Raw genomic sequence first — 20071 nt, forward strand, 5'->3', positions numbered from 1 at the left:
TTATGAGCTTACTTCGAAAGCCATACTATTAGATTCTATAACTTGATCGGTATGTAGATTATCCTGATCAGCATCAACCTTATTAAATGCTCTTACATAAAAGTTTTTAATCCTAACTAAAACACCTCCTGCTTCATTGATAATTTTTATATTGAATTTTTTAATACTTGCCGGAGACCGAACTCCTTCCTCTACGTGTTCCACATAAGCATAACAGGTATGAGGTAATGAACGAAATATTTCTATTTCATCAATAGCAAATGGTACATGTGGAGTTGCTGATTCCATCTGCCCAATCAATCCAGCAACAGTTTGTAAAGCACCGTCGACAATACAAGGATGGAGAATGAATCGATCAGAATCGATTAATAAATGATCTGTTAATTTCAACCTAGATAAAGCAAAGGATTCGTTGATATAAAATTCCTGAATAGTTTTAAATGCTAAGCCATAATTAAAACCTACCTGGTTAAAGATATCATAGTAGTATGAACCATCCTGAGGCTCAGAACACTGTTCCTTAAGCTTTTGTATTGGAATTTTTTCAATATCTGCTGAATGTTTATTACCGTTTTGGAAAAACAACTTCCCTTCAGAATGAATTATTTGTTCATTTTCATCATCAAGTGAAGTAATTTTAAATTCAGTACCTATACCATTAGGTTTTAATGATGTATTAATAAACTGTGAGCCTTTCTTAAAACTTAATGGGTGAGCCCACACAATATCTTTAATCTTGCTAACCTTTTGTTCTCCTGCGAGGTTTCCTGAAATATTTGCAATTTCAATAAACCCTGAACCTGGAAAGATTTTCTCTTTATTAACCTGATGATCCGATGCATAAAACTCCTTATCGGATAACCATGAACTAAAACGAACTTCTCTTAATGTAGATGAATTATATGAAATCAAGGGATGTAGTTGAGCACCTATGGGTTTGGTTACCGTTCTCTTTTCTTCAATTACTCGATCCGATACCCAATACCTTTCTTTGGCAAAAGGATAAGTAGGTAGTGGTATCCGATTGGGTTTATCCTGAGGATATAACCTTTCCCAATCCATTTCAACTCCGGTAACCCATAATTGCGCGAGTTTATCCAGATCACCTGCCTCAAAAAGAGAACGAAGTTCCTGTTCGTTATTGAGCATTTTCTTTCTTCCTCGTTTAGGATTCGGCTTACCTCTAAAAATATGGTCAGACTCGTTTTGTTGTTCCCAATCTTTCAACCGAATTATAAGTTCTTCTCTATTTGAAGCAACAATCGCCAACCTTTCTGACATCACTTCCCGACCAACCTGTAAGGTAAAAGATAGATCCGCAAGGTTCACTTGTTTTTCTTTTTCTATATAATTGAGTAACCGATTTGCATATTCTCTAAGGCGTTCATCATTTTTTGCAGAAAATATTATAAGATGTGGCCCCTCTTTTGGATATACCTCTTCAGCTTTTACGTTCCTATATTCTTCTAGTATTAAACATGCATTCACTCCTCCTGCCCCAAACGAGTTTATAAGTGCTCTACGAGGGTTACCCGAGGGAGATTCCCATGAAGTCAGTTTATGTTGAAGATAGAATGGTGATTCTTTGAAATTAATATTTGGATTTATTTCATCAGAATTAATTGTAGGCACTAACTGTTGATGTTTCATTTGCAGCAGTACTTTTGCTACTCCTGCAATTCCTGCTGCTGACTCAGGGTGCCCAATATTGGATTTAACTGATCCAATAGCGGTAACTTGTTTTTTTATAGTTTGTTTTTGAAATGCGTTCGTTAAAGCCACAATTTCAAGGCTATCTCCCAGCTGTGTACCTGTACCATGCCCTTCTATATAACTGATGGTTTCCGGATGGATTTGAGCCTTTTGAAGGGTATGCTCTATCAAATTTGCCTGAGCATTAGGATTAGGAGCAGAATATCCATTGGATCTGCCACTATGATCAAACGCACTTCCTGCCAGTACACCATATATGTGATCTCCATCCTCTATGGCTTTACTGAGTGGTTTTAGTAGAACCGATCCTACCCCTTCACCAGGAACAAAACCATCATCACCTTTACCGTAACTATGGCATTTTCCTCCTAGGGATATCATTCGATTCTTACATAGTGAATGATATTTAGATGGATGTAAATATAAGTTTACACCGCCAGCAACAGCAACCTTACATTCTTGTTTTTTTAGACTTTCACATGCAAGGTGTATCGCCACTGAAGAAGATGAACAGGCTGTATCAACAGGCATACTAGGTCCGTTAAAATCAAATAGGTAAGATATGCGGTTAGCAATCGACCAGGGGTGGGCACTAGGAACTGTATTTCCTTTACTCCATTCTTCAGACGCCAACAGGTTATAGGTATTTGTTGTAACGCCTACAAAAACTCCTACATTAGCGCTTTTGGCTTTAGGATATCGTTTTTTAAGACTATCTTTTGTATATCCTGCATCTTCTATGGTAGCCCAAACAGATTGTAAAAAAAGTCGCTCTTGCGGATCCATTATCCTGGCTTCTTCCTGAGTAATATTGAAAAATTGAGGATCAAACTTGTCAACATCACTTATAAAACCTCCCCACTTGCCATAAATTTTTCCTTCTGCTGCTTTCTCTGGATCTTCATCATAAAATTCTTCAAAATCCCATCGACTTTTAGGTACTAAGTCCGTTAAATCTTTTCCTTGTTTCAGACTTTCCCAATATGAATCCAAATTTTCAGATTGAGGGTAGCTTCCATGCACTCCAATAATGGCAATTGATTCTGAATCCTTATAAGTAATTGGTTCATCAATTGCATCCTTTGTTTGCTGTTTGCTTTCTTTTATATGTTCTCTTTGGATTTCTGTTTCATACTGTGGTTTAACTTGATTACTTGATAAGTTTATCGAACCTTCTATATTTAGGAATTGGATTAACGTTTCCTGTTCTTCCTGAATCAGATATACAGCCAATTCTCCTATAGTAGAATATTCATAAAACAAAGTTTTTGGCAAATCTCCTAAGTCTCTTTCAAGATTTAAATTTATCTGGTTAATACTTATAGAATCAATACCAAAGGATTCAAAATGTTCTTCAGGATCAATTCGATTGGGATCAAGTTTAATCTCATTTCCAATAAGCCTTTTAAGATACTCTTCTGTTTTTTCAAGAAGGATATCAGCATCTATTATATTACCTTGGATCTGCTTGTTTTTTTCAACTTTTTTAGCAGTTCGATCAATGTAAGTTTTGATTCTGGATGGGAAACCATATAGTGGAATACCCTGAGATACATCAGATAATAAAAATTCTTCTAGAAATTGTACTCCTTCTTCTATAGATATAGGGCAAAGACCTGTTTCTTTTTGGATCAAAGTAACTTCTTCATCAGAAATATGCATTCCTCCTTCTTCCCAATAAGGCCAGTTAATTGCTAGTGTTTTACCACAACGTTTTTGTTCTTTTACCAAGGCTTCCCTGTTTTCAGCAAATGAATTGAGATAATGATTGCCATAGGCATAATCGGATTGTCCTATATTGCCTAATACACCTGCGATTGAAGAAAACATGATAAAGACATCCAAATTTTCATCTCTCGTAGCTAGGTCTAAATTAATTGTTCCGTAAATTTTGGGAGCTAATACTTCGTCTATCTCTTCTTTAGATTTCTTGAGAATAAACGAATCCCGGTTAATTCCTGCACCATGAATCACTCCGTTGATCTGTGAAAAATTTGTCTTTGCCGTTTTTACAATGGCCTCCACATCTTCTAATTTTGATACATCAGCTTGCACGTATAAGATTTTGGATCCATAAGATTTAAGTATATCAATTTTTTTCTTTTGTGCAGCTTTAAGGGGAGATCTCCCAAAAAGAACCAGATTACTCTGGTAATTTTTAACCAGATACTCACTAAAAATAAGACCTAGCCCACCTAAACCTCCTGATACAATATAAACACCGTTCTGTTTTAATGGTAAACGATCTATATTTTTCTCAATATTGGTAAATTGGGTCAGTTCCTTGACATAACGAACATAGGTTTGTTTATCTTTTAGGAATGTATAACGAATTTCATTCTTCCTCCAGTTTTCATCACTGAATTCATCCCTAATAATACGAACCTTTTCTACCATAGTAACCTGCTTACTATCCTTAACTTCAACAATCTTTCCTTTAAAGTAAGGATTCTCTAGAGTTAAGGTTTTGAAAAAGCTTCCTAGTGCAGCATTGTATGGAACAGTTAAATTTGTAGTACCCGAGAAAATTGACAAAATCTGAAGCGGGATTTGATGTTTTTGTTCTATTAAAGCCTTGCATAGATTAAAAAGGGTATAAATACTATAATTGAGCTGATGAGTAATGTTTTCTTTTTCATCTAAACTATCCGGCTCTAATCCCTGATGAATAATTCGATAAGGAAGCTGATCTTTTACACTAAGGTGTTCTGCCAGTTGTTTAAAATGTTTTTCCTTCTGAAAGTCAATAGTAAAAACAGATGGCTCTATTTCTTCAAAAGCAGATCCTGGTTTTAACAATATATATGAATTCCCTTCTGGATATTGATGTGATTGTTTTTTTAGAGTAAGAAACAGTTCTTCTGAGGTATCCAGAATCAGTACCAAACCATTTTTGGGAGATTTTTCTTCAGATACATCAAGATTTTGTTCAATCCATTTGGTGCAATAGTGTAATTTCTTTTTCTCCTCTTCAGATGTATCCTCTGCATTGTTTTCTTGCATTCCTTGTGGAATGACAGGCATAGAAAATGCAGGTTTAGTAATCCAATATCGCTCTTTAGCAAAAGGATATGTGGGAAGAGAAATACGCTTTGGGCGAACATTCTGATAGAACAGAGACCAATCAATATCAGCACCTGATATCCATAGTTTAGCCAATTTTTCCTGATTACGGGCCTCCATAATCACCTTTAAATAAGCTTTACCTTCTTCTCCTTCCAATAAGGCAATGGTATCGGAAGAAGCTTTCTTAATGTTTCCATAAAATACGCCTTCCAACTCATTTGCATCTCTTTTTAATATTGTATGATCTTCTACTTCGTGTATTGATGCCCATTGATTCAGTTTCCCGACAAGTTCATCTACATTAGTCGTTACGATCACAAGACGCTCATTCATTGGTGTCCTTCCTACCTGGGAGGTATATACTAACTCCTCTAGTTCAATATCTTTGTTTCTTCTAAGAAAACCTGTCATCTTCTTGACATACTTTAAAAGTGTATTTTTATCTCTCGAAGAGAGAACAAACGATTGAGGTCCATTGTAGTAAGATTCAGTTTTCTTGTCGTTACTGTTTTTATATTCTTCTATAATAAGGTGTGCATTCGAACCTCCTGCACCAAAAGAACTTATACTAGCTCGTCTGGGATGTTCTTCATGATCTTTCCAGGGCACTAATTCTTGCTGCACATAAAAAGGTGACTCTTTAAAATTGATATTAGGATTTAATGTAGTTGCATGTAAAGAAGGAACTAGTTTTTTATGTTTCAACTGCAGTAATACCTTTGTAACCGCAGCTATTCCCGCTGCAGATTCCAGATGTCCTATGTTTGATTTAACAGAGCCTATTGGACATACTTGTTTTTGTGAAATTGATTCTCCAAAAGCTTTATTTAATCCGGTAATTTCGATAGGATCTCCCAAAGCTGTACCTGTACCATGAGTTTCGATATAACCCAATGTTGAAGGATCAACTTTAGCTTTTTTAAGTGATTCCCGAATCAAATCCCCTTGTGCATTAGGGTTTGGAACAGAATAACCGTTAGTTTTTCCTCCATGGTTAATTACACTGGATTTCACTATACCATATATATGATCACCGTCTTCGATCGCTTTATCAAGAGATTTTAACAAAACAGCTCCTACACCTTCTCCTGCAACATATCCATCTCCACCTTCTCCAAAACTTCTGCACCTGCCATCACTGGCTGCAAAATTACCCTGACTTAGCATGAGATATTTATGAGGATGTATAGAAACATTAACGCCTCCGGCAATAGCTGCTTCTATTTCACCTTTCCGTATTTCTTCACAAGCCTGATGAATGGCCGTTAAAGATGACGAACACATAGTATCTAGAGCAATACTGGGCCCATGCAGATCTAAGAAGTAAGAAACTCTATTTGCGATTGATGCATAAGACGAACCTGGAACAACAGCATTACCTGCCAACATAGCTTCTGCCCCATAAAGTTGATACTGTCCATACATAACTCCAACATACACACCAACTCGTCCTAGTGTTGAGATATTTTCTTTACTATAACCAGCATCCTCAATGGTTTGCCATGCAGTTTCGACAAAAAGTCGTTCCTGAGGGTCAATTAATTCAGCCTCTTTAGGTGATATATTAAAAAACAACGGATCGAATTTATCAACATCAGAAATAAACCCTCCCCATTTACTATAGCTTTTTCCAACTTGATTACGTTTAGGATCAAAAAAACGATCTGTATCCCAACGTCCTTCTGGAATTTGTGTAATACAATCCCGACCATTTTTGAGGTTTTCCCAAAATTCTTCAGGATTCTCTGCTAACGGGTATTTACCGCCTAGTCCTACAATCGCAACTTCTCTCTGAACGTTGATCTCATTATTAAAGAAACGATTACTTGAATACATTGCAGAAGTCAGTGATTGTTTCTTAATTGTATCCTTGGGTAATTCTATCGATGAAGATATTGTTTGTTGAGTCCCTTCACGTTCCTGAATAATTTTGGGATATGTTTCGGCAAAAAATCCTGCTAAGGTTTTTATAGTCTGATATTCAAAAAACAAGGTTTTAGAAAGAGAGCCAAAAGTTTTTTCAAGTATATTGGTCAATCTCATAGCGAGTATAGAATCGATACCATAATTCTCTAATGGTGCTTTTGGATCAAGTTCCTGAATCTTAATTTTTAAAACCTCTGCAAACAGTTTTCGAAGATAGCTTATGGTTTTATCTAAAAGGATATTTGAATCTACTATAGGAGTTTGTGAGGACTCCATGTTCTTTATAGTTGTAACTTCTGGTCTATGTTCTACCTTATGAGCTTGATTAGAAAGTAAGATTGAGCGCATTTTCTGAATATTTCCTTCCATAATCAAAACTTGATTATCCTGTAAGGTCATACTACTATATAATGCCTTGATACCTGATGAAGTTTGCATAGGGGATATTCCCGTTGCTTGCTGGAGCATTTCAATATTTTTCTGAGCAATACTCAAGTTTCCTCCCTCCCACAAAGGCCAATTGATAGAAAGGGTATGCCCTTGTCTTAATTTTTGATCTGCCAATTGGTTACGGTAACTCGCAAATTGGTCCATAAAGGCATTAGCTGTTGCATAATCCGACTGTCCTAGATTACCCATCGCACCTGATAATGATGAAAACAATACTAAGAAATCAAGATTAATATTTTTACTAGCCAGATCCAGATTGTACGTTCCGGTAACTTTGGGTGCTAATACCTTAGTAAATTCAGCACTGGTTTTCTTCAGAATAAAGTTATCTGATATCATACCGGCACTATGAATTATACCGTTAAGTTTCCCGTTTTTCTTTTCAATCGTAGCTATAAGTTTTTCCACTTGATTCAGATCATTAAGATCTAGCTGTTGATATTCAACCCGACCAGTACCCGAGTTCAGTTCATTTAAAATGATCTGCTTTTCCTCTGTTAGTTCAGAGCGCCCGGTTACTATGACCTTTACCTCTTTGGCTTGTTGTAAAATTTCCTTGGTAAACAAAACCCCCAAAGCACCAAGGCCTCCTGTAATCAAATAAACGCCTTGATTTTTGAATACAGGTTTAGTGTTCTCTTGATTTGCTTTTACTTCGCCCCATTGTAAAATATATGAAGTGTTGTTTTCATATTTTATAATAGATTCTTCTGGTAGAGTTGCTGCTTTCTGTAGTTGACCTACCAGGTCTTTTGTATGTATACCTGATTTTGTGAGGATAATTTGACCAGTTAGCATTGGATTTTCCTGAGCTGCAGTTTTTAGTAATCCTGATAACCCTGAAAAAAGTACCTGTTCCTTGTTATCGGCAACTACAATTTGGATAAGAACCTTTTCTTTGGGTTTATTCTTTATTATTTTCTGAACATGTTCAAAACAAGTCAATGCATAGTTGTTATAACGTTCTGCTATATTTTTTTCCGAGGCTTCAAGTTGTATACAATGGCTATTGTGAATTAATGTTTCAAGCTGACTTGCTTCTGCGTCAGATATTTCACACAAAATAACATGTTTCTCATCAAATTTAGCTTCGGTAGTTTCTGGTATATGAGCTATTTCACAGCTCTTCCATAAAGGCTTAGCCATTAAAGTGCCTATATCCTTATTTTTTAAACCAATGGTGTCTTCTTTTAATTGTCTGGAAGACAATCTTTTCATTTGCACACATATATTCCCCTCTTGATCACATATATCAATATCCAGTTTGGTAATAGCATCGGTAGGTAGACTTCCTTCTGAGTAACGAACCCAAGCAAGCATGTCTTCTGTAACAGCAGATAGTATTCGTATAGTCTCCAAAGCAAAGGGTACCGAAGGTTGTGAAGGAATCGTAGTCAAATCATCTATCAGACCAAAAGCAGCTTGTAAACCACTATCCATCAAACTCGGATGCAACAAGTAGTCTTTTTGGTTTGTTTTAACAACTGATGGTAGACTCAATTGTGCCAAGAGCTGTTTTTCTCCTTGATAAACCTTAGTGATCCCTTGATAGGCAGAACCATAAACAAGTCCCATAGATTTAAATATTGAATATAAGGTAGCCGCTTCTATGCTGCCTCTATTCATTTGTCCTTTGAGTTGCTCTATATTTAATTTTTCAGGTAAAAGATAAGCACTGTAATTAGCAACTCCCTGACAGTGAATAATTTCCTCCTCATTATCCTTACTATAAATTTCATAATCAATCTGGTTTTCTCCTTTAATAAACAAAGCTATTTCTACCTGCTTATCTTTCTCTACCACGAGTGGTTGAGCCCATGCGGTGTTATGAAGTTCCAGAATACCTGATCTTGTTTTAACAGGAGTGGCTTTCTCTACTGCCACCCGTGCCATTTCAAGGTAAGCTACTGCTGGTAATACCTTGCTGATCTCATCTTCTTTAATTTTTACCTGATGATCTGCAAGAAAAAACTCTTCGCCACTAAAGATAGAGCTATAGCTCTGTTTGCTAAGGTCTGAAGTATTACTATGTAGTAAAGGATGCAATATCGATGTGATTTTTCCATCAACCGTACTTTGATTATCCATTTTTACATCAATCCAATATTTATCCTTAGAAAAAGGGTATACAGGCAAACTTATACGTTTAGGTTTATGCTCTCCATAGAATTTATTCCAATCCAAATTCAAGCCTTTAACCCACAAATCCAGAAGTTTAGATAATTTCCTCCGGGCTATCCATTTATCAACAGTTTGCTCAAAATCTACATCTGCATTAAATACCAATAAAGTGTCTTTATCCTTGTTTGTATACTCTTGATATGTATCCTCAATATCCTTTTCACCATTAATATATGCTTCAAGCTTTTGGATCAAATCATCAACCGAACTTACCATAAAGCCAAGTCGCATATCCATTGTTTCTCTTCCTACCTGTAGCGTGTATGCCATTTCGGTAAGGTCAATCGATTCAATAGCCTGTTCTTGTTTTTTTGTTTTTTCTTTCTGAAGGAAATCGAGAAGATCAAGAGCTTTTTGTTTAAGTTGATCTGGTGTTCTAGCTGATAAAGGAATGATAGCTTTTGAATCCGAATCAGTAGAGATTCTGGATTGACTTACCTTTTCGGGTGCTACATATTCCTGAACAATAATATGTGCATTTGCTCCTCCAGCACCAAAAGATGAAACGCCAGCTATCCGAGGTTGTGGGACACCATCAATTATGGGTTGTTCCCACGCTTTTAATGTTTGGTTGACAATAAACGGGGTCTTCTCAAAATCTATATTAGGGTTTAAGTTTTTTGAATGCAGAGATGGAACTATTTCTCTATGTTTTAATTGCAGCAATACTTTGGTTAGTCCTGCAATACCAGCTGCCGACTCACAATGACCTATATTGGATTTAGCAGAGCCAAGTAAGCAAAATCCTGTATCTGATGTACTTTGTTTAAATGCCTTATTTAAGGCTGATATTTCAATAGGATCGCCTAGTTTAGTTCCTGTTCCGTGTGCTTCAATATAACTTATATGTCTAGGATCTGTCTCTGTTTCTTTTAATATATTACTAATAAGATTAGATTGTGCCTTTGGATTAGGTACACTATAACCATTAGTTTTTCCTCCATGATTAAGAGTACTACCTTTAATAATGCCGTAGATATGATCCCCATCTCTTTCGGCTTCAGATAATCTTTTCAATACAACCACACCTACACCTTCACCCGGGATATAGCCCTCTCCCCCTTCTCCAAAGCTTTGGCAATGTCCATCACTTGAAATATATTGCCCTGCACTAATTACCATATATTTGTTGGGATGAATACTAACATTCACTCCTCCTGCAATTCCCAAACTGGTTCGCCCTTGTTTTAAATCCTGGCATGCTAAATGAATAGCCGTTAAGGATGAGGAACACATAGAATCGACCGTCATACTAGGTCCATGAAGATCTAACATATAAGAGACTCTGTTTGCTATACTGGCATAACTCCCGGGAACTCCTATTCGTTGCCCTCTCTTACTGGCTTCAATACCATAAAGTTGATATTCACTGTACATAACTCCAGCATACACACCGACTTGTCCTGCCTGTCCAAATTTGTGCGGTATTTGTAGACCCGCCTTGGAGTACCCTGAATCTTCTATAGCCATCCATGCATGTTGTAAAAACAAACGTTCTTGGGGATCCAGTATCTCTGCTTCCAGAGGTGAAATATTAAAAAACAAAGGATCAAATTCGTCAACACCATCAATAAATCCTCCCCATTTGCTATAATGATACCCGCTTTTATTACGATCTGGACTATAATATTCATGCCAGTCCCAACGGTTCTTTAGTACTTCAGTAATACAGTCTTTACCATCACGTAAGTTATTCCAGTACGCTTCAATATTAGTTGCTTTTGGATAGCGACCACTCAAACCAATAATTGCAATAGTGTCTGTATCGATATTATTTTTTTTATCTACAGAAACCTCAATCTTCCTTTGACGTCTAATGGTTCTGAAATGAGTCTGTTCTGATTGAGTTTTAACAGGTGAGGTGATGGAAATATCTTTATTTTTCGAACTATCTTTTTCTAGTGAAGAAGCAAAGAGTGTAGTCAGTTTCTTCGAATATGATTTTATAAAGTAATCCGTAAGTTCTTGAATTGTTTGATATTCAAAAAAGAGTGTTTTTGGCAGAGAACCAAAAGTTTTTTCTAATTGATTGGTTAGGTTCATTGCCAGAATAGAATCTATACCATATTTTTCTAAAGGAGCAAGTGGGTCAATCTTATGAGATGGAAGCTTGAACAATTCAGAAAGTTGTTTTTTGATATAATTCTGGGTTTTCTCTTCCAGGTTTCCTTTATCTATTTCAACAACTGATTCTTTTTTCTCCCGGGTAATACTATGTGAAGATGGGATTTCAGAAGTGTTATTAATAAATAATACCTGATTCAATTGTTTTAAATCACCTTCTGCAACAAGTAATTGGTCATGAGCTAGTTCTAAACTTCTATGAAATGCATGTACTCCTGTCTCTGTACTCATTGGGTGCATACCCGTACTCTGCAGTAACATTTCCTGTTTCAACTGATCAATTTTCATCCCTCCTTCTTGCCATAAAGGCCAGTTAACAGCGATAGTTTTCCCTAATCTTTGTTTAACTTCGACCAATTGATTACGATAAACAGCAAACTGATCCATAAAACTATTAGCCGTTGCATAATCAGCCTGGCCACTATTTCCGGTTATAGATGAGATTGATGAGAATAAAACTAAGAAATCAAGATCAATATTTTTACTGGCTTCATCCAGATTATACGTACCCAAAACTTTAGGATCAAGAACCTTACTAAACTCTTCAGGTGTTTTTTTAAGAATAAAGTTATCCGAAACCATTCCAGCACTGTGAATGATACCATGAACACCTTTATGCTCTTTTTTTATTGAAACAATGACCTGTTTCACTTTATCATAATCTGTGATATCCAATTGCTTATAAGTGAGTTGGTCAACCTTACCGCCTATTTCATCAATAAGGGTTTGTTTTTCTTCTGTAAGCTTTGATCTGCCCGTCAAAATGATTTTGGCATTCAGGGTTTGTTTCAAAATTTCCTTCGCAAACACTATACCCAGATTTCCCAGTCCTGCCGTAATGAGATAGACACCATTATCCTTAAAAACAATCCTGGGTTTATTAGGTATTACTGGTATTTTTTTCCAACCCAAAATATGTCGTGTACCTTGCTCATATTTTATAATCGTATCCTGTGTTTTGTTTTGATTTTCCTGAAGTTGTACTGTCAGTTCTTTTGCTGTTATATCTGGATGAGTAACAATAACCTGGCCTGTTAACTGAGGGTTTTCCAGAGTAGCGGTTTTAATCAATGCAGAAAGACCTGTAAATATAGATTGTTCACTATTATTGGTCGTAACAATTTGGATAAACACTTTTTCTTGAGGTTTATCTTTCAGTATAACACGGATCTGTTCAAAGCAAATTCGCGCATATTCACTAAATCGCTCTGCTATATTTTTTTGCTGAGTATTTTGCAAATGCATCACTTTACTGGAAGCAAGAAGAGATTCCAATTGTTTTGTATTTATCTGAGGAATTTCACATAGAAAAACATATCGTTGTTTCAATACATCTATTCCATTTTCGCTGAAAGGCTTTATATCATTTGTCTCTTGCCAAACAGGGGCCGCAAACAAGACTCCTTTTTCTGTTACAATCGTTTCTCTGGTCACCGAATCTTCATTAAGTAATCGTGAAGAAAATCCTCTCATTTGTATGGCAACCACACCTTCCTGATTACACAGATCTATATCTAGCTTGGTAACTTTATCGGTAGGTTTATTTCCTTTTGCATATCTAACCCAAGCAAACATTTCTTTAGTACAACTCGAAAAAACCTTTAATGACTCCAGAGCAAATGGTAATGATGGCTTACTGGGTATCTGGTCCAAACTCCCAAATAAACCAATAGCAGACTGCAACGCACTATCCATCAAACCAGGATGTAAAGTATACTCATCAAGGTCTGATCCAATAACCTTTTGTAAGTTTAATTCTGCCAGTAATTGTCCATCACCTTGAAATATCGTTTTTATACCCTGATAAGTAGCTCCATAATTTAGACCTAATTTAGAATAAGTTGCATAGATAGACTTTGACTCTATCTTTCCCTGTTGCATTTCTATTTTGAGCTTATCAATATCGAGTTGTACAGGCTTTGAATTATTGATATAGACCGCTTGACCTTGGCAATGAATCGTTTCTTTGACACCTTCTTCTGTTTCTAGTTCGGTACTATAAATTTCGTAATTTATCTGTCCATTATCTATTTCAGTTTCATCAGCAAATAAAGCAATAGTGATCTCTTTAGGTTCCTGAACTATAATCGGTTGAGCCCATATAATATTGCGTAATTCAACAATTGATTCTTCCTGAAGGGATAAGGCTTTTCTAAAGGCCATTCGAGCCATTTCCAAATAAGCAACTCCAGGTAAAACCTTTTGTCCTTTTACCTCATGATCTTTCAGAAAGAACTCTTCCCCATTAAATGTTGTACTAAAACTTTGCTGACTTAAATCGGATGTATTCTTGTGTAACAAGGGATGTATGACATCTCTGTTGGTATGGGTTAGTGTACGGTGACTAAATTGCTTAATAAGATCTAGAGCGTTTGCTTTTGAAAGTCTCTTGCTCTTCAATTCTAAAACTACATATTCTATGAAATCAATCATTATAGTACTGCTATTGATTAAAAGGTTTTAAGATAATGCTGTAAAAAAGGCTTACTCGCCTTTTTTTAATCGAAAATTTTTGATGAGATGGTATCATCAATTTCACAATCCGACAAAAATTTATTTCGTTCTACTGTTTTTGAAAAATATATAATTCCAAATTGTTCTGGTTTGGCTTTGAAAACTACTGCAGAGTCTAATGGAAAAGCTTTCTTGGCTTCATATAAAGGAATATGAAATAACTGTTCGCATTTTTCCAAATCATGGCTTTCTTGAAAATCGGCCCAACTACTGATCAAACCAAGCTTACATTGCAGTGCTTCACCAAATTTAGGTAAGGGCTTTGCTGTAGTCGGAACAGGTAACCCTGATTGAAAAGCCTTGCGAATATTAACTGGATGATGACCTGTATCATTATCGAATAGAAGTCCTCCTGCATAATTTCCTGCATAATTTCCTGCATCATCACTACCAATATCTTTGATCCAGCTCCTCAAATTAACTGCCATAATGCAAATACGTGAATTAGTTACCTTTGCAAAGCTTGAAGTAAGGATATCATTGGTTGAAACATAATCTACCCCTGATGTTGAATTTTCCTTAACTTGATTTTTGGCGGTATCGATTTTTTTGGGTTCTACATAAAATCCATAGCATTTTGTCTTTTTACCAAATATGGCTCCTTTCACTAAGTTTAAAATAAATGGTGCAGAATGAAAAAACTTAAATGATTTCTGACCTACAACTTCAGTCACCCTATCAGCAGCTTTTTGATTTCGTTGTGCTGCCAAACGTTCCACAGGTTTATCAGTAAACAATTGGTTAAAAATTTTATAGTACGTATACCCATCAGCTACCACATGAGAAATTGAAAAAACAAGAGCAAATCCTTTTCCCTGAGAATGCAGGTCAGGAACAATGGTCAATTTGGTTACGGGATCTGTTTTATTAATTAATTGCACTCCCTTTTTCACTATGGCAGGTTTGGATACTTTAAATAATTCCTCATATTTTGTATTAGATCCAATTTTGATATGAGAAGGGTTATCAAGAAAAATACGTTCTATTACATCATCTGGTATAGGTCCAGAAGGGTATGAGAGTTGTAAATTTTTATGTTTCTTGTTTTTTACTAATCGTCCAGCCAACCAAGGGTTATCATCAATAATTTCTTTTAGTCGGGCGCGTAGAGCACTAGATGCGTGCGTTTGATCACCTCGATAAAAGGTTATTGTGGTTATTCCATTTTCACCTTTTATTATGGTAGATGATTCTTCTTTTAATAAAGGAATGACGGTTTCATTTATACTTTGCATAATCAATTTATCTTAAGTATTTATTAATATGTGCTATATTTCTTCAGTAAGCCAATGGCCTGATCTGTTGCAATGGATTCACTTTCTATCTGATTGACAAGATCTTCTATGATTTCATAATTATTGTTAACCTCTACAGGTCTATTTTCAATGACTTGTTTCGATTTTTCCTTTTTGATCCAATATCGTTCCTTGGCAAATGGATATTTGGGTAAGCTGATGCATTTAGGTTTAACTTCTCCATAAAGCTTGTTCCAGTTTATTTTAAGGCCTTTAACCCATAACTCGAGTAACTTCGAAAGTTTTTTATTTGCTATCCATTTATCAATAGTTTCCTGTAAATCGGTATCTGAATTAAATATGGATATTGAGGTATCATAGTGTTTTGCTTCTCCTTTATAAAAGCCTTCAATATTTCTTTCTGAATTTAGGTATGCCTCTAGTTTATCTACTAACTCCTCAACAGAGCTCACAATAAACCCTAAACGCGCCTCCATAACTTCTCGGGTTACTTGTAAGGAGTAGGCTATAGAAAGTAAATCAATAGCGTGATCAGGGTTTTTTATTAAAGTTAACAGGTCACTAACTTTGTGTAGTAATTGCTCCTCTGTTTTGGCTGATAGAACAATCATGGCTTGTGTATCATCTTCAGGATGTGTGACAGAAGAAAATTTAGGAGCTGTTGGTGTTTTATACTCTTCAATGACTACATGAGCATTAGTACCACTACGACCAAAAGAACTTATGCCTCCCACACGAGATTTACCTTGTTCTTTTTCCCATTTCTTGGTCATCTTATTGATATAAAATGGACTGTTCTCCCAGTTTATATAATCATTTTCATCCTCACAGTTAATAGTAGCGGGTATTTTATTATGCTGCAGTCCTTTTAATAGGCTGACTACACTTACCAATCCCGAAGCGGCCATTGTATGACCTAAGTTACTTTTACAACTTGTTATGGCGCAATTAATGGTTTGTTTTGAATGCGGTTGTTCTTTAATCAGTTTTTTAAAAGCGTCATTTAATGCATTAAGTTCAATTGGATCACCCAATTTTGTTCCAGTGCCATGAGCAATAATATGCGAGATGTCCCGGGGATTGATATTATAATTAGTATAGATATTTTTAATTAATTCCTCTTGGCTTTTGCCACTAGGTGCAGTAACTCCATTGGTTTTTCCGTCAAAGTTAATACCACTGGCTTTGATCGTTCCATAAATAGGATTGCCTGCTTCAATAGCTGCTGACAGAGGTTTTAGCATTAGCACTACAATAGCTTCACTAGCACCAATACCATTGGCTTTTTTAGCAAAGCTATAGCATTGACCATCTTCCGAAAGCATTCCTGCCTGGCTCATCTTAACATAGAATTTAGGTGATAAAATCAAAGAAGAGATACCGGCAATTAATGCTGATTCGCATTCTCTGTTTCGTAAACTCATGATTGCCTGATGCATGGCTACCAATCCTGAAGAACAGGCTGTATTGGTCGCAATTGTAGGGCCCTGTAAGTCGAGGTAGTATGACAGCCTGGAAGATATCATGGCATTACCACTATTCCCAACTCCCTGTTCATCCGAAGTAAGTGAACTATATTGGCTTTCTTCCATTCCTGCAAAAACACCAACGGGAGTTCCTCGTAACGATGATGGGTCAATTTGAGCATCTTCGATCGCTTTATACGCTTCAATTAAAAGCATTCTTTGACCGGGATCCATGGCTTCCGCTTCTTTGGGTGTTATTTCAAAAAACAAAGGATCGAATTCATCCACATTGTTAATAAAACCTCCTTTATTAGTACTGATTTTATTATCTGAATCGCCTGGTTTTGAGAAATAATCGCGCCAGTCCCAACGTGATAAAGGAACTTCACTAATACCACTCTCTCCTTTTTCTAACATTTCCCATAGTTGATCTGTTGTATCTGCGCCGGGGAAACGTCCTGACATACCGATAATGGCAATAGGTTCCTGATCCAAACTCGAAAAGGTTGAAGTATCTTTGGATTTAGTTTGTAAGAAGCGTTTTCGGATTGATGTTTTATTTAACACAGGTTTTTTCACTGCTACCCGTTCTCTCTCCATCACTTTACTCTGTGATTTACTATAAAATTCTTCTAAGTGTTTATGATAATCCTCTACGAAGTAATCGCTTAATTTCTCAATAGTAGAATAGTTATAAAATACCGCGGGGGTTATAGTAATAAAGAAATATCCTCTTAGTTCTTTGGCAAATGTTGTCAAACTGATAGAATCAAAACCGTAATCCGCCAGATTGGTTACTCCATCTAGTTTCTCTGAAGGTATTTTCAAACTTAAGGATACAAGCTTGATCAGATCAGAATAGACACATTCTTTTAGAGAGAAGTCCTGATATTGTATTTTCCATCCTTTACTCATGTGGGAGCGTTGGTTTTCAACATTCGATTGTGATTGACTCAGTTGTTCAGTTGTATAGGCACGATGTAAAAATTGTTCAACACGGCTAGGTTTACCTTTGAGCACCAGTATTTGTGTTTGATTGGATTGGATGATATCATTCCATATTGTTATTCCTTCTGATGTTTCGAGTACCTCCTGACCACTGCTTTTTAGATAAAAGGCAGCTTGCTCAAAATCGCCTTTACCCATACCTCCGTCTTTCCAAAAAGGCCAGTTTATAACAATGGATTTTCCATTATTTTGAGTTTTCTGTTCACGGTAATTGGCATAAGCCATTAGAAAACGATTAGCTACGGCATAATCACAAGATCCAAAATCACCCAACATAGCAGCTGATGATGAAAAATAACACACAAAATCCAGAGGTTGTTTATTTAGTATTTCATCTAATACTATTATGCCCTTGGATTTAGGTTGAAGCACTTCATTGATGCTTTTTGTTGTTTTTTCATAGAAAACCTCAGAACCTTCAACTCCCGCTGCATGAATAATTCCTGATAGATTAAAAGGGAGTTTTTTTGCCCAAGATGTTATTGCCTTTCTATCACTTATATCAACAGACTGATAGTGAACTTCCTGAGCTCCTTCCTGTTTTAACTTATCGATCTTTTCCTTAATATCAGAGGTTAATGGTCTCCTACCAAGTAGTAGTAGTTTTGCTTGATATTCCTTGGCTAAATAACGTGCTAATTTGAATCCTAGCTTTCCGGTACCTCCTGTAATTAAATAGCTTCCATTCTTTCTGAGTACTGGCGTTTTTACTGTGTTATTAAGATCAAATGGTTTGTATGACAGTTCAAACCTTTGCTGATCTTTATACCAAATTACTCCTGGGTGTTGTACTGCATCCAATAATTGCTGAGGGGTGTATACTGATGAATTGGAATAAAGTAATGATATCCTCACATTGGGCAGTACTAGTTTTAAAGATCGTTCAAAGCCAACCCATGAATAATCCCAACATGTGTTTATAGATGACGGATCATAATTACCTACTAATGTAACATCAACAGGATTGTCAAATCTTTTAATAGCTTTAAATACATTAAACAATACATGAATACCTTTTTCCTTATTATTTTTTGCCCAAGTATATATTAGTCCAACAGGCTTATTACTTTTATCGTTTATACCTTTAAGTACTTTTTGAATATCTGACACATTATTGGGACGACAGTGATAAATTTTGTCTGTGACCTTTTTGTATTTCTGTTCTTGAAATACAAAAATTGCTTTAGCAAACTGGCCAGTATTATCGCTATTTATGATACTCTCTTTAAACTCTTTATCTGCAAAAATGATAAGCAGCTTGCTATCGGATAATGAAGTATCGAAAGTAAGAGGTTGATCTTGCCAATACTCCTTGAAAAATAATTCCTTAGAAGCTTCTTCTGACTGTAGGGCAGTATCACTATACTTGTCTTGATATACATCAACTGCTTTTTCTACATTTTCTGAAGTATTAGTATCTACACTAAAATTTTGTAAAGATAATCCTCTCATTTCCATACAAATATTCCCTTGTTGGTCTATAAGATCAATATCTAGTATAGGGTTAGTTTCTTTCATATCCTTAATGCGTACCCAGATATTCATTTCCTTAGTACAAGCAGATACGATACGTACAGTATCTAACGAAGCCAAGAATAATGGTTGGCTTATAGATTCTATATCTGTAATTAAACCGATACATGCCTGCATCACTCCTTCCATGATCGTAGGGTTGAGTATAAATCCATTCTGATCATTTTCTTCTAGAAGTGGTATACTTACTTCTGCTAATAATTGATTATCTCCTCGATAAATAGTTGAGATTCCCTGAAGATCAGAACCATAGATATGTCCTATTTGAGATAATTTTGCATAGATATCATTGGATTTCGAAGGAATCTGTTTCATTTCATCCTTGAGCTGGGAAATATCCAGTTTAGCGGTTTTATTTTGATGGCTATAAGTGACTTGTCCCTGAAAATATACTTCCTGTTCTTCTTCAGCATTATAAATTTCAATATCTATTCGTTCATTTATACGATCTTCTCCTTCCCTTGCAAATAAGGCTATTTCAACTTCCTTTGTTTCCTCAACCACAATTGGTTTTGTACAGGAAATATGGTGTAATTCAATTATCGAAGATTCATTCTGCGGGGCATTAGCCAATATCATAGCAGCGCGAGCCATTTCCAAACAAGCTAATCCTGGTAGGACTTTATTGTCATGAATCTTATTCTCTTTGATAAAAAATTCTTCACCATCAAATATGGTGATATAGCTTTGCTGATGAAGGTCCGAAGTATTCTTATGCACTAATGGATGAAGTATTTCTAAAGCCTTTTCTTTCTCTTTTTTATCATTACCAAGTGTTCTTTCAATCCAGTATCGTTCTCTTGCAAATGGATACAATGGCAAGTTGATACGATT

Annotated in this window: 3 protein-coding genes; all 3 read right to left on the reverse strand. The window is 35.9% G+C overall.

What is annotated here, in order from left to right:
* A complete protein-coding gene (locus Z054_RS30495) occupies positions 1 to 13893 on the reverse strand; it encodes an SDR family NAD(P)-dependent oxidoreductase (protein ID WP_024772258.1) in 13893 nt (4630 codons plus the stop codon).
* A gap of 65 nt (positions 13894 to 13958) precedes the next feature.
* Complete coding sequence (locus tag Z054_RS0122365; RefSeq protein ID WP_024772259.1) at positions 13959 to 15209, reverse strand: hypothetical protein; 1251 nt, start codon at positions 15207 to 15209, stop codon at positions 13959 to 13961.
* A gap of 23 nt (positions 15210 to 15232) precedes the next feature.
* Positions 15233 to 20071: SDR family NAD(P)-dependent oxidoreductase (locus tag Z054_RS29030; RefSeq protein WP_024772260.1), on the reverse strand; the 4839-nt coding region annotated here is incomplete at its 5' end.

This window comes from Aquimarina macrocephali JAMB N27, assembly GCF_000520995.1.
Classification (GTDB): domain Bacteria; phylum Bacteroidota; class Bacteroidia; order Flavobacteriales; family Flavobacteriaceae; genus Aquimarina; species Aquimarina macrocephali.

Coding starts and splice junctions, on each gene's coding strand:
- Z054_RS30495 (WP_024772258.1), bottom strand. CDS start 13,893: ATGATTGATTTCATAGAATATGTAGTTTTAGAATTGAAGAGCAAGAGA.
- Z054_RS0122365 (WP_024772259.1), bottom strand. CDS start 15,209: ATGCAAAGTATAAATGAAACCGTCATTCCTTTATTAAAAGAAGAATCA.